This window comes from Planktothrix sp. FACHB-1365, from assembly GCF_014697575.1.
GTDB lineage: Bacteria > Cyanobacteriota > Cyanobacteriia > Cyanobacteriales > Microcoleaceae > Planktothrix.
In genome coordinates this window covers 83,656-97,695 of sequence record NZ_JACJSC010000006.1, presented here as the reverse complement: position 1 = coordinate 97,695, position 14,040 = coordinate 83,656, and the positions used below count along the sequence as shown (strand labels likewise).

The 14,040-nt window shown below is 37.8% G+C and carries 13 protein-coding genes; 4 read left to right on the top strand and 9 right to left on the bottom strand.

The window, feature by feature from the left end:
• Positions 1-125: 125 nt before the first annotated feature.
• Both H6G57_RS10180 and H6G57_RS10175 read left to right on the top strand, forming a co-directional pair.
• A complete protein-coding gene (locus tag H6G57_RS10180) occupies positions 126-527 on the top strand; it encodes a response regulator (protein ID WP_190518243.1) in 402 nt (133 codons plus the stop codon).
• A gap of 78 nt (positions 528-605) precedes the next feature.
• Entirely contained in the window at positions 606-1,058 is a 453-nt protein-coding gene (locus tag H6G57_RS10175) for a hypothetical protein (protein ID WP_190518241.1), read from the top strand.
• A gap of 58 nt (positions 1,059-1,116) precedes the next feature.
• Here the strand turns inward: H6G57_RS10175 and H6G57_RS10170 are convergent, their stop codons facing one another.
• Positions 1,117-3,390, bottom strand: coding sequence for a sialidase family protein (locus H6G57_RS10170; protein WP_190518239.1), 2,274 nt, complete (start codon positions 3,388-3,390; stop codon positions 1,117-1,119).
• A gap of 506 nt (positions 3,391-3,896) precedes the next feature.
• On the opposite strand from H6G57_RS10170, the gene H6G57_RS10165 reads away from it, so the two are divergent.
• Both H6G57_RS10165 and H6G57_RS10160 read left to right on the top strand, forming a co-directional pair.
• Positions 3,897-5,051, top strand: a complete 1,155-nt coding sequence (locus tag H6G57_RS10165; protein WP_190518238.1) for a DegT/DnrJ/EryC1/StrS aminotransferase family protein — start codon at positions 3,897-3,899, stop codon at positions 5,049-5,051.
• Positions 5,052-5,133: 82 nt separating this feature from the next.
• On the top strand, positions 5,134-6,102 hold the full coding sequence (locus H6G57_RS10160) for a glycosyltransferase (protein ID WP_190518236.1): 969 nt from the start codon (positions 5,134-5,136) through the stop codon (positions 6,100-6,102).
• Positions 6,103-6,159: 57 nt separating this feature from the next.
• On the opposite strand, the gene H6G57_RS10155 is transcribed toward H6G57_RS10160, so the two are convergent.
• The 8 genes from H6G57_RS10155 to H6G57_RS10120 form a co-directional block, all read right to left on the bottom strand.
• Entirely contained in the window at positions 6,160-6,753 is a 594-nt protein-coding gene (locus tag H6G57_RS10155; RefSeq protein WP_190518234.1) for a serine O-acetyltransferase, read from the bottom strand.
• Between the two features lie 30 nt (positions 6,754-6,783).
• Complete coding sequence (locus H6G57_RS10150; protein WP_190518232.1) at positions 6,784-7,581, bottom strand: glycosyltransferase family A protein; 798 nt, start codon at positions 7,579-7,581, stop codon at positions 6,784-6,786.
• Between the two features lie 38 nt (positions 7,582-7,619).
• Positions 7,620-8,384: an FkbM family methyltransferase gene (locus tag H6G57_RS10145; RefSeq protein WP_190518230.1), complete on the bottom strand. Its 765-nt coding sequence runs from the start codon at positions 8,382-8,384 to the stop codon at positions 7,620-7,622.
• Positions 8,385-8,416: 32 nt separating this feature from the next.
• Positions 8,417-9,214, bottom strand: a complete 798-nt coding sequence (locus H6G57_RS10140) for a glycosyltransferase family 2 protein (protein ID WP_190518228.1) — start codon at positions 9,212-9,214, stop codon at positions 8,417-8,419.
• Between the two features lie 23 nt (positions 9,215-9,237).
• Positions 9,238-10,344, bottom strand: a complete 1,107-nt coding sequence (locus H6G57_RS10135; RefSeq protein WP_190518227.1) for an exostosin family protein — start codon at positions 10,342-10,344, stop codon at positions 9,238-9,240.
• Between the two features lie 175 nt (positions 10,345-10,519).
• Positions 10,520-11,614, bottom strand: a complete 1,095-nt coding sequence (locus tag H6G57_RS10130; RefSeq protein ID WP_190518225.1) for a glycosyltransferase — start codon at positions 11,612-11,614, stop codon at positions 10,520-10,522.
• A 105-nt stretch (positions 11,615-11,719) separates the two neighbouring features.
• Positions 11,720-13,021 carry an O-antigen ligase gene (locus H6G57_RS10125; protein WP_190518223.1) on the bottom strand — a complete coding sequence of 434 codons (1,302 nt, stop codon included), beginning with the start codon at positions 13,019-13,021 and terminating at the stop codon, positions 11,720-11,722.
• Positions 13,018-13,929: a glycosyltransferase family 2 protein gene (locus H6G57_RS10120; RefSeq protein ID WP_190518454.1), complete on the bottom strand. Its 912-nt coding sequence runs from the start codon at positions 13,927-13,929 to the stop codon at positions 13,018-13,020. The genes H6G57_RS10125 and H6G57_RS10120 overlap by 4 nt, the downstream gene beginning before the upstream one ends.
• Positions 13,930-14,040: the final 111 nt, after the last annotated feature.

Sequence of the window (14,040 nt, the reverse complement as noted above, 5' to 3'; positions counted from 1 at the left end):
TGACAGTTGACAGTTGACAGTTATCAATTATCAAAGTAAATATTAAATTTTTATTAAATTCATAAAAAATTCATAAATTTTTTGTAGATAGAAGATAGTTGTAATTCCTAAGCCAGGAAAAGATTATGTATAAAATATTAACTCTTGAAAACGATAAATTTCTGCTGGAAATTTTATCGGAATGGCTAATGGAAATGGGTTTTTATTCCGTAAAAGCTCATACAGTTCAAGAAGGTTATGAACGGCTAAAAGAAGAAGATCCTGATCTCATTTTATGTAGTTATACCCTTCCTGATGGCAATGGATTAGAATTGCTCAAAAAAATTCGCAGCGATTTTAAGTATGAAAAAAAGCCGTTTATTTTAACCACGGGGTATGAATTCAAAACCACTGATAAATGGCCAACTAATTACTTACCCAATGCAATTTTATACAAACCCTTCTGGCCGCAAATGTTGTTAGAAATGTTGCATTGTTATTTACCGGATAAACCAGAACAAAATAAAGCTAGTTTTTGCCTCTATTAAAGTTTCTTCAATTCCCGGATAAATCTTAGATGTAAATCATTAGCGTTATTCTTGAGTCCCTAATTAATCATCAAAACTATGTATAGCTACTCACAAGATTTTGAAGTGACAATTAATATTGCTATTGCGTTACTGAAAGATAAAAACGTCAATAACCTTTCTATTCTGAAAAATTTTCTCAGCTTTATTCCTAATCCTAATCATATTAAAGAAGTCTTGATCAAGGCTGTTCAAGCCGTCGTTAATACCTGTCCTCAAACAACTCTTTGGTTATTACAGCATCCCCACTGTTTAGAACCAGAAGTTAATGTTAGGGACGTGATTCATCAAGAAATCTCTAACAAACTTCTTGTTTTAGGATTAACCTTAGAAGATTTTACATTTGATTCCGAGGGTTATCTGGTTTTTCCTGATTCTTTCAAACCAGAGTTATTAAAGTCTTCTAAAATTCCCCTTCCGAATGAAGATATAACCCTGATTCTTACCGTTCTCCGTCACTCAGATTTAGACCAAAAAGAACATCAAGAATAAAAAACATATAACAATTACAACCTCGGCGCGGATTGCTATAGAGTCAAAAAAGAACCCTTTACTCAGGTTGTCCATAGATAAACCCATTTTCTCCGGTTCCCAAAAACACTCGCCCAAAACTGTTTAAATCACCGACAATGACCATTGAGGACGCAAAAGAATTCATAGGATGGTCGGCAATTTTTACCCAAGTTTGACCCAAATCAGTAGAACGAAAAATCCCCATTTCACCTTTGACACGTCCCTGAATAAAGACTGTCGGATGATTAACTCCCGGTGCTGCTTTACCAAAGGTTAAAACTTGAGCAGCTTCAACATTAGGGAGGCGACTAAAATCTTGTCCAAAGTCACGAGAACGATACAATCCTTTGTCTTTAAGACTCACCCAGACTTCCCCTGCTATTCCTGGAATGGTTTTGACGTTAGCACCATTCCAGATTCCACCGGGTAAAGTTTGATTAACAATCATCCAAGTTTTACCCCCATTATCACTGCGAAGAAAATAGCCTTTGCGGTGATGATAAATATAGAATGTATCCCCCTGTACGGAGTCCGCCGCTAACACCTGTTGTCGATTCCAGAGATGGGTATGGGCACCACCTCCAATGTTTTCTTGTTCAAAGAAATCAATTTTATTCCAGGTTTTTCCTCGATCTTGGGTATAGTAGGGAGGCTGATCATTGGTAGGTTGCCAAACAATATGATCGGGATTTGTGGCAGAAACGGCTACATTTCCAAACACTAATTCAGGGGGATGGGTTTTATTTTTAAGGGATTCAAATTGCTGCCAAGTTTTTCCGTAATCTTGAGAAAATCCGGCTCTAATTTTATCCGGTTCTTGATGATTTGCACCCACAGAAACTACAAAATTAGGATGATTAAAACTATAGGCTAATTTAGTTGTGGTATTGAATACTCCTCCCCCATGAGACTTTTGAGGAATCGTACATAAAGATTCATGACGAAATCCATCAAAATCAGCGATCGCAGTAATTATACCATTATTCCCTGGAAGACTTAACGCATCAAAAGCTACAGTTTCTTCTATTCCATTCACCGTTGCTGACCAAGTTATTTGATCTTTTAAGCCGTCTTCTGTTTTCCAAATTCCAATCCCATTTGTTAACCAAACTTGATTAGAATTTTGGGGAGAAATAGCGATCGCACCGATTAAATTATAAAAACTCCAATTAGGCCACCAAGAAAGTTTATTTAACTGATTTTTTAAGGTCGTCCACTGTTTTCCTCCATCCGTTGAACGATAAATATCGTCAGGGGTCATGGGATAACTACTCACAAAAATAGTATTAGGGTTTTGCGGATCAACAGCAACCGCCGAGTAGTTTCGTCCTGATTTTGGGGTAATATCTTCCCAGGTATTATTCGTATATTTGCGTACCTTACCATCGGGCTGTTTTTGACTTTGATAAAAGCTAACAATTAATTCGCCTTTGCTATTGACAACTCCCTGTTGAGCAACTAATTCAGCATCAGCATCCTGTTTTAATAATTCCCAAGTTTTACCCCCATCTTGGGTGCGATAAATTCCTTTTCTGGAGACTCCAACATAAATAATTTTTGTCTTTCCTTCTAGGGTTTCCGAGGTCGGATCAAAAGTTACAAAACTCACCCCAGCTTTCTGATTTGTTTCAGGGTGTTTTTCTCCAATCGGAACTTGATCAGGGTTGATTTGACTCCAAGATTCACCCCCATTTTGACTAGACCAAAGCCCATTTAGACGGGAACCGAAATAAACGATATTGCTATTTTTAGGATCAACGGCTAACCGTTCTCCTGTCCAGCGCCAAAATTCATTTCCTCCCATCGGTAAAGAGAGGGTGAGAATCTTCCAAGATTGTCCTTGATTTTCTGATTTTAAGATAGTACCAGGTTTTAATTTATTATTAGATTGAGTGTAATCACCTGCGGCTGCATAAATAATATTAGAATTTTGAGGATCGAGAGCGATACTTTCAATATTGAGCGGAACTTCTTGAGGAACGCTATCTGATGTGATCAGTTGTATCCAGGTTTGTTTTTCCGAATTCCAACGATATAAACCCCCAACATCAGTTCTCGCATAAATTAAATCGGGTTTTGTTGGATGAATCACCATTCCGGTAACAAATCCTCCGCCTCCGATTTTTACGAGATTCCATTTGTAAACCTCTCCCGTCGAAGTAACAAATTGTTGTTGATTATCAGGTAAATTACAGGCTAATTGATCTGTTGAATCGCCAAAAACACGGTTTGCATAAATAATACTTCCTGCTATTCCTATTAACAACAAATAAAATAAAGCAACTTGATAGCGAGTTTGAATCCAGTTCATAATGGTTGATCAGGAAGTGAGTTCAATTTTTAATTATAATAATTTCTTTTAATCTTTTTTGCAGGACTTTGACATCAATTTTCATATAGCAATCCTATTTGAGTTGTGTTGAAAATTCTTGATTAACTGGGAACAGCTTAACTGGGATAATACTTCTGGGGATTTCATATACCTTTGAAACGGTCACAACTCTCACCGGGGATTGTAGCCGATCATTTTACCCAGGGGAATTGACCAGTTATTGACAAGCTGACGAAAATGTAGTATCTTGGGTTTTATGAATTTAAGTTTGTCTTAACTGATCGTGCTTTTCTTTACAGAGAAAGGCTTTTAAGATCTGGCGATGGCGATGCCCCAAGGTGCCTACGCATTTTTGAACAAACTTTGAAACCGCCCTGCCAAGAATAGGGGTGCTGAATTTAAGGGTGTTCATTGGTAACTTCAGTTCTTTTCCCAAAAGAACTCTATTTTACTACCTATAGATATATTACCAGACTAATAAGCAAATGAGAGAAACATTTTTAGTGTTTGCTTCGCCTCAAATCTATCAGACTGAAATTGATGAAGTGGTTGATAGTTTGAAGTCTAGCTGGTTAGGAACTGGGCCAAAAGTTAAGCGATTTCAGGAAAATTTTGCCACTTATAAAGGTGTTCCCTATGCAGTGGCACTAAATTCTTGTACGGCTGGATTACATCTCTCCTGTGTTGCTTTAAAGTTACAACCAGGGGATGAAGTCATTACCACATCTATGACATTTTGTGCCACGGTCAATGCCATTATTCATAGTGGAGCAACTCCCGTTGTCGTGGATATTAATCCCGATACGTTTAATCTTGATCCTGAAGCAATTGAGTCCAAAATTACGCCCAATACTAAAGCCATTTTACCCGTTCACTTTGCAGGTCGAGCCTGTAATATGGATGCAATTATGGACATCGCTCATCGGCATAATTTAGCCGTGATTGAAGACTGTGCCCATGCTATTGAAACTGAATATAAAGGAAAAAAAGCGGGAACCTTTGGGGATTTTGGGGTGTTCAGTTTTTATGTCACCAAAAATGTGATTACGGGTGAAGGAGGAATGGTTATTTCTTCTGATAAAGATCGAATTGAACGGATTGAAGTTTTAGGATTACATGGGATGACGCGCCATGCTTGGCAACGATTTTCTGATGCTGGTTTTAAGCATTATTTTGTTGAGGAGTGCGGGTTTAAATATAATATGACAGATATTCAGGCTGCCATCGGAATTCATCAGTTAGCGCGCGTGGAAGAAAGTTGGTTACGTCGTCAAGAAATCTGGCAAAAATATAATGAGGCTTTTGCGAATTTGCCTTTACAATTACCCGCAGATATTGAACCCGAAACTCGTCACGCCTATCATTTATATACAATTCTGATTGATGAGGAAAAAACAGGGATTAAACGGGATAAGTTTTTGGATGCCATGACGGCTGAAAAAATTGGTGTTGGGGTACATTATTTAAGCATTGCTGAACATCCCTACTATCAGCGTACCTTTGGTTGGAAACCTGAAGATTATCCCAATGCCATGAAAGTGGGACGGGAAACGGTTAGTTTACCAATTTCTCCTAAATTAACAGATCAAGACGTTGAGGATGTGATTGAAGCGGTTTATAAAATTATTAAACAACGCTGAAAATCCACTTCTGATTTTTGAGTAGTTAGAGGGGACGATCAATTTTATCCTCCTCTTTTATAGATATTAAGGATGTCAATTTATGCCGAAAGTTTCTGTAATTATTCCGGCTTATAACGCGGAAAATACCATTGTAGAAACCATCGAATCGATTCAGAAACAAACACTTCCAGACTTTGAAGTGCTAGTCATTGATGATGGTTCTAAAGACAAAACCATAGAGGTTGTTAAGCAAATTGCTGACCCACGAGTACAGGTCTTTGCCTATCCTAATGGTGGGGTTTCCGTCGCCCGAAATCGGGGTATTGAACAGGCAAAAGGTGAATTTATCGCCTTTATTGATAATGATGATTTATGGACAGAAGATAAATTAGAGTTACAAATTGCCGCCTTAGAAAAAAATCCCCAAGCCAGTGCCGTCTATAGCTGGACGGTGAATATGATGGATGATGGAGAATCTATTTCCTTTGTCCAAGGTGCTGAATCAACGGTTGAGGGAAATATTTATCCTGATTTATTGTTGGGTCACTTTATTGCCAGTGGTTCTAATGTTTTGGTTCGTCGGGAAGTGATTGATGTGGTCGGGGGATATGAACCGAATTTGGTATTTTCTGACTGGGATTTTTGTTTGCGAGTGGCTGCTAAATTTCAGTTTGCCGTTGTTCCTAAAGTCCAGATTTTGTATCGAAAAGTAGCGGGTTCAATGAGTTCTAAAGTAGATGCAATGGAAAAAGAAGGGTTACGCGCTTTAGAGCGAGCCTATCAGGCAGCACCCCCGGAATTACAACGGCTTAAAAATCGCAGTTTGGCTTTTATGTACCGATACCTTGCCGATTTATGTTTAGCCTATGATACGGATGCCAAGGGACTTGATTATGCCCAGGCAAAATTATGGCAAGCCGTCACACTCTATCCGGGAATTCTTGGAGAAAGTTATATTCAAAAGTTAATCATTAAATTGATCATCAAACGAGTATTGCCCACAGAGCTTGCAAATTCAGTGATTCAAAGCTTGAAAAAGAAATTAGCCCGTCCTGACCCGCGAGTTTAACTCAACAATTATTGAGGGTTTGAACAAGAAAAGATCTTGATAGTTCAACGGATTTTTCTAAATCTCTGGAGTCTCAATAGGGCTGACACCATCTCTGTAGAGGATAAACTCTTTGGAGCCTTGATAACTGGCAATTCTAGCGGGAATTCCCACAGCCACGGCGTTATCGGGTAAATCTTTGGTGACGACGGCATTGGCTCCAATTGCCACATCATTCCCGATCTTAATTTTACCAAAAATTTTAGCTCCAGGCCCAATAAAAACCCGATCACCAATCACAGGACAACCGGATTTTTCGCCTCGACCTCCAATTCCAATCGTCACCCCCTGGCTAATATTACAATTTTCCCCAATTTTCACATCCTGATTAATAATAATCCCACCAAAATGACAAATATACAACCCTTTACCAATTTGGGTTTTAGAGGGAATATCAATCCCGGCTATAATCTCAATAATTTTGTGCCAAATAAATCCCAAGGTTTTGAGAATTTGTTTAATCATAGGGATCTGAACTTCTGTTCTCACCCAATGACTAAACCGATATTCCGCTAAAGCCCATAATCCTTGTTTCGTCAATAAAAGATAGATCCAAGATCCACCTTGAGTGATCACATATCGATCAATATCGGCTTGATAATCTTCTAACATGGTCTCTGAGCTTAAACAATCTTGATGAATTTAATATAAGTAAAACTCCTGTTGAATTTCTGGAGTTAAAGGACGGGTAATCAATTTTTGATACACTTTTTTCAGATAAAGTTGTATCTGATTTTTTAAGTAAAAATCTTTTTCTCGCTCGGAAATTTGGGATTGACTCCACCAGATATTTTCACCATTATCGGTAATATAAACCATTCCAGGAAAGGGTAATTCTTTCAGGGGCGTTCCACGACGTTTTAAGATATTCGCCGTATCTGGATGGTACAAAATAAAATTATCCCGTATAAAATTCTCCCGTCTCACTTCCTCCAGGGGAATTGTTAGATAGGGTTTGAGTAAATCCATTCTAATAATATGACTGGTATTACTTCTCAAATGCAAACCTTTACTTCGATATTTGAGTTGCTGAATATCTTCTCGGTATTCATACCCCTTACCAATAAACCAACCATTTTGATCAATATTTTGATCCACAAATTCAACTAAACGGTTACTCACGCAATCATCTGCATCCACAAACATAATATGAGAGGGGTTCATGCTGTCAGCTTCTATCATCCCTAGCAGCATTTTACAGATTTGGTCTTTTTCTTTACTGACAAAATCATTTCCCGGAAGGGGTAAATCAACACTCAAACAGCGAACTTTAGGATTAGAAAAAGATAATTCCGGTTTTTCATGACAAACAATAATCACTTCAAAATTAGATGAAGTTTGATTACAGACCGATTTTAAAGTTCGTTCTAATAACTGACAGACTCGTTCCCAAGAACTGGAAAGTTGGGAACTTTTCAAAGGAATGATAAAAGCTAACATTATCTGCGATCTCCTGACTTGCATTTCGTTTTTTTGGATTAACGCTCCCAAAATAGCTCACGATCTCGATAGGAAAAATCGAGATTAAGAGTAAACCCAGATAGGGTTAAGTGAGAACGAACGAATTCCGCTTTTTCCTCTCCAATAAGGTCTTCATGTAGCTCCATCGAAATTTTGCGAATATTATGTAAGTTAGCATACTGAAAAAATTCATATTCCCCCCCTTCTATATCAAGAACTAGAAAGGAAGGATCGACTATTTTGACCTCTTCGTTAAAGCATTTTACTGGAACTTGAACCGCTTGTAAATCTGGACTATACTCCAGAAGGGAAGAATCCCACAGGCTTTCGGAAACATAAAATGTTTGTTCTCCTATTTCTTTTCCCAATATGCAAAGCTTTAAATGGGGAGACACATGATTTAAAGCATAGGTTTGACGGATAATGGGTTCTAATCCCGGGTTAGCTTCATAAGTAAAAACTCGGTCATTGCCTATTTTTTTAGCACAGAAGCTAGAGATTAAACCTAAACCTGTTCCCAGTTCCAAAACTCGATCACTGGCTTCTAATGTCTGCCCAATGACTTTGAGTTCAAACCTTTCATAATACCCACCATAAAGGGCTTTTAGAGTATTTTCAGGTAGATCTTCGATAATTGGAATCTTAATTCCTTTAATCGTAACAAATTGAGATTTTTTTAATTCATTCAAAAAAAATTTAGCTGTAATAAAGGCGTGTCCTTTTAAACTATTTAAAGAGTTAAAAACTTGATAAAATTGAGATTTTAGGTTTAGTTTAGCCATGTTAAAAATCCTCAAAATTAGTTAAGAAATTTTTATTTTAATAAGGGGTAAAGTCCAAATTCTTCTCGAATATTATCAGTTAAAACCTGTTCATTAAAGGGAGCCAGCAGTCTTTTTTTCAGACCTCTTAATGTCTCTTTTGGGTTGCGTTTCCATTTCTCCAAAAAGGATTCCTGCATCGATACACTTTCCCCTGCTTGATCTCGGACAAACACAACTCCAGGAAAAGGCAAGGCTTCCAGGGGTGTTCCCCTGTCTGCTAAATCTCCCTTCGCCAAAGGATGTCCCCCTAAAAATCGATCATACCCGGTTAACTGATCATATTGTATCATTTCTGGAGGCAATGTAAATAGACGATAATTGACAATATTACAAGTCCCACAAATGCGATAAAATCCTTCTTTTCTAGCTGCTATTTTAGAACTGCCTTCATCATATTCATAGCCTTGATCCACATACCAACCATTTTTATCAGGATTTTTATTGACAAATTCAGCAATATGTTTACTAATACAATCATCCGCATCCACAGACATGACATGGGAGGGCTGCAAGTGCTTAACCGCAAATAGTCCTGCCACAACTCTTTTAGCTCGATCATCAACTTTTACCCCATATCCTTCCCCTGGAGGCGGAAAATCAACGCACAAATATTCAACATTGGGATGTTCAAAAGACGTGGTGGGTTTTTCATTACAAACCACAATCACTTTAAAATCCGGTGAGGTTTGGTTACAAACGGCACGCAAAGACCGATCAAATAGTTGACACAGATCTGGCCAAGAGGTAGCAACTTTTTTGCTCTTGACAGGAATGATAAATACTATCATAAGCTTTACCTCAGTCCCTTGATTTAAGTTGGAGATTGAAAATGTAAATGGAATTTAGAGTAGAAGCCTTCCGTTGATAGCCACTCTTTCCAAAACTTTCGGCATTCTTGTTGCAGAATGATAAACTCTTGTGTAGATATGTTGTTGTGAAATTCAGCTACTTTTTCAGCAATCTGGGGAATTTCATTTTCCTTAATCCACACGCAATATTGTTTCCAGTCCACAGCAAAATCATAAGGTAAAACGCAATCGGTGTCAACTAGAATCGGAATTCGACCACAACAAAGGGTTTCAAATATACGATTGGAATAGTTCCCTGCTCCGCGACAGCAAAGGACATAATCACTATTAATCATATTATCAATAAATTCGATTCTTAGCTTTTGCATTTGATCTAAATTTTGTTCTCCCAAAAAAACCATGTTTTCTCGAATCACAAAATTAGTTTGCACCAAAGAACTATTTTTTAAGTTTTTGATAATTTTATTCCTTAAAAAATGCCCTTGAATTGGAGGATATCCCCAGCGTCCTTGCTGAGTAATCATGTAGGCATAGTATAGATATTTTTTAATGATATTTTTTAAATTTGCGGGTTTAATTAATCCACAAAATCCAATCGTAGGCTTAGGTTGCTTTTGACGAATAACAATCTTATTATCTAAATAATGTTCTACTAAATCTTCAACAAATACAGGCCAAGAGAAATTATTGGTTTTGGCTCTGGAACGATAGTCAGAATGCCGAAATATAATCATATTGTTATTGGGTAATTTCACAGCTTCATCGGAGCGATCGCCTCCAAAAAATACAATTAAAGGTTTCTTTGCTTGTTCAGCTTTTGCTGCAAATTCTTTATAAAGGGAATAGGCTTTTGGGTTGGACTTTTCATACCAAACTTCCCCGACGACTGTTCTCCAATCATCAGGCATAACCGCAAAATCAGCATCTTTCAAGGGGGTCATTTCAAATAAGTTTTCCCCAATTTCCAGGTAGTGATCATACTTTTTCATCCAAGGATAAGAACCTGTTTCTATAAAATTAGGCCACAGGGGATAAAGCATCGGATGGGGGCGAACTTTTTCGTTCTGAATGAGATACTTTTGATCGGACGCAATTTTTAATACCTTCATCTTTTTTTGAGTTTTCTGCTAAATTAAAAAAAATAATTGAGATTGAAGAATGATGATGATATCGGATTTCCCTTTCCCTGGGGGAATGACATTGATTTCAATAGATTAAACTTAGAGAAGTGGAAATTAACAATACCCTATCATAGTTTTTACGGATGGTTAATTATTAACTGTTTTAATCCATCTGTAAAATCCGCAGGTATTGGTTAACAGAATTTTCCAGAGAAAACTCCATCGCCCGTTGTTTTAGGGGTTCAGGATTTGCAGGTTTTGTGAGGGTGGCAAGAATAGCCTCAGCCATCGCCTGACTATCGGCAACGGGAACTAACTTGCCATATTTTCCCTGGGCTAAAATCTCAGCCGGGCCACTTTCACAATCGGTAGAAATCACCGGAGTTCCTGCGACCATCGCTTCTACTAAAACATTACCAAACCCTTCCCAGGCGGAGGACAACACCAGCACCGTAGAAGCCGCCATATAAGCATAGGGATTATTAACAAACCCAGCAAAAGCAACGTCTTCGGTTAAATTCAAGTCTTGGACTAAACCTTGTAAATGAGCCAGTTCACTGCCTTCTCCTAAAATCATCAATCGCGCTTGTTGCTGTTTTCGCACTTGAGCAAAAGCTCGAATTAACGTTGCAAAATCTTTTTGAGGATTTAAACGTCCGACACCTAAAATTACCGGAGGTTGACCGGAAGCGAACCAAGGATGCTCAACCGATTCTTGCAATTTTACCAGCAATTCTGAAGTCACAATGGGATTATAAATCGATTGTATCTTTTCAGCAGGAAGTCCCAATTCAATCAAGTTATCACTCACCCCTTTTGAGACTCCAATAATATAATCTGCCGCCGGATACAACCAACGCACTAAAGTAGGAGTTAAGCGTCGTTTCAGTTGTGTTGCATTTTGGGATTCACGGGAAAGATTATTATGAACTGTTACCCCGACTTTTGTTGAAACTCCCGCGATTTTGCGAGCTAAAAGGGCAATAAAATTGGTATCTTCTAACGCTGACAGTAAAATTTTAGGCTGCTTTCGTTGGAGATATTGAACTAACTTAGGAAGGCTCAACATTAATCGAGAACTGTTTAATTTAATCAGGTTAATTCCGGCAGGAAGTTGGGACAGATAGGGGCCCTGGGGTTGAACTAAAACTAGATCAACACTGAGTTGGTGTTCAACAAAACCTTGGGCTAAGTTGATCATGACCCGTTCAGCACCTCCACCACCTAAATCCATTAAAAAAATTGCAATATCTGTCATGGCTTAGAATAGATTGATAGGTTAGTCTCTGAAAAGCAAAAAAAGCTCAAATTGATCTTCTTGAAGGGTGAATCTTAATTTTCTGGGTTCAATATCAAGAAAATATTATTCTGAGTTTTGTTTTTGCTTAAGTTTTTTATCTAGGGGTAAATCAGGGGGCATCGGTAGATTTTTCATCGGTTTAACTCGTTTCATGGATAGGGAAACAGATACTAATAAAACCCAAAAGAGCGAGTTATGTTCGATGATAGTATTCTCCGTGTGATTATACATGAAAAAGAAGGTAACATAAAAAATTGGCCAAAGTTCAACCGTTGTTTTTCCGGTGCGTAACCAGATAATCCCACGACCATAAGTTACCAGCAGTGTCACTACAAATAGAATTAAACCCAAGACGCCAAAATCAAGAGCCATATTCACAAACCCATTATGGGCATGGGGAGGTTTATAGCCTTCATGTTTCCAAATGACTTCGGCTCCTCCCCCTGCCAACCAAAATCCTTGATATCCATAGCCTAGCCAATAACGTTCATTGATTTTTTCAATCGCAATTTCCCATAATGTTGTTCGACCACTCAAGGTAGCATCTCGACCTAAAGCAGCTAAAATATCTAACCAATTCTCAGTAATAAAAATAATAGAACTTCCGCCTATTAAGACAACCATCACAAGCAAGGGGATCAGAATTGTATCTTTTTTGCGTAAGAGTTTATAAAGGGGAAGAAGAATTAAAATACTTAAGAGTAATAAGAGGGCTGTTTTCGATCCCGTTAACAGAATCATCAGGATGGATTGACCAAATAAGCCCCAAGAAACTTTAGGATATTTAGGATTGTCAAGGGCTAATAAAAGGAAAACAATTGCCGATAAAACCATCAGTCGAGCTAACAGATTTTTCTGGGTAAATGGCCCCCGCCAAGCCCCAGCATTCGCACCGGATTCGATCGCAATACCGGAAAAGGCAAGGGTAAAGAAAAACGAAAAAACGGCAATAATCCCCAAAGCCCAAGACAACATTTGTAACTGTTGTTTGAGGGTAAAACGGGAGGCCATATAGAGACCAAAATAGCTGGTTTGAACAGTTGTAATGCCTTTTCGTAGGGAAATATCGGGATAATCTGACCAGAGAAAAGAAAAAATGGACATGAAAGTTAACATCCAAACCCAAGGATCTCGAATCGCAGCACGAACTGAACCTTTTGGTCGAGAAACCAGTAAAAACAGCGAGGTTAAATAAATAAATTGTTGAAATAATGAAGAGACTTTATCAAAAGGATTATAAGTGGGTGGTAAATCTGATTTGGCATCGGGGCTGGTATAAAAACTGGCAAACCGAAGCAGTCCGGTGAGAAACAGGAGAGCAAAAATAGTAAATCGCTTTTCAAAAAAATTTAAGTAGGAGTTCATAGTTTGAGGAGATAATAGGTGGCTCTAAGATAGATTTCCATTTTTGTAATAATAGGAATGGACGCGAGATAATCCTTTATAAGTTGATTATTTTCTTCATTTTTGTTTCTGTAGCGCAAAGATAGAATGATAGCCAGAGCCAACATATTATTAGAAAATTTTTGAAACTCTGGAAAGTTTGTTTTGATCCAGTAAGCCGTGAGACAGACAATTGAAATTCTTAAGTTCACTTTATCGGTATCGGTTTTAAAAGTGAAGGCATTATTACCATGAATTCTTTGAATCGCTAATTTTTGGAGCAGGATAAACCCCGGTTTTAAGCCTAAAGCTAAATATTTAATATAATCATCACTGGTAATTCTAATGGCTACGGGCATAGGAAGAATTTTTTCCAGAAGTTCTCGTTTAAAACAAATGGCAGAAGTGGCAGTTCCAAAGGGAAGTTTGCCATTGAGTTTTCCCTGTTTTATAGACTCACGCAAGTCATAAATTCCTTCAGCCCCAGTCTTCGTTTTTAAAGCTTCAGCATCTATTTGATCTCCGATATAAGTTAAAGGATGAAAGCACCAGCCCACTTCAGAATGCTGTTCAAAGATTTGCACAATTTTTTCTATCTTGTGGGGTTCAAACAAATCGTCAGCATCTAAAAAACAGATAATATCACCCCGACTGGCAGCAAAACCCACGTTAAAAGCGGTTGCTTGCCCCCCATTTTCTTTTAAAATTGGAATAATTTTTTGCTCATAACTTTCGATAATCGAGCGAGAATTATCCGTTGAACCATCATCAACAACAATCACTTCAATGGGCGAGTAAGTCTGATTTAATGCACTGTTAATGGCTTCAGCCAGAAAATGACCATAATTATAGTTATTAACCAAAATGCTTACTAATGGCAGTTTTTGCAAAATACTATCTCCTGAAATTAATGTTTTTGTTAATAAAACCAATTTCTCAACAATCAATCCCTATCCTCTTGGTGACAACACTATGGATATAACTAGATTAAATGGGTATAA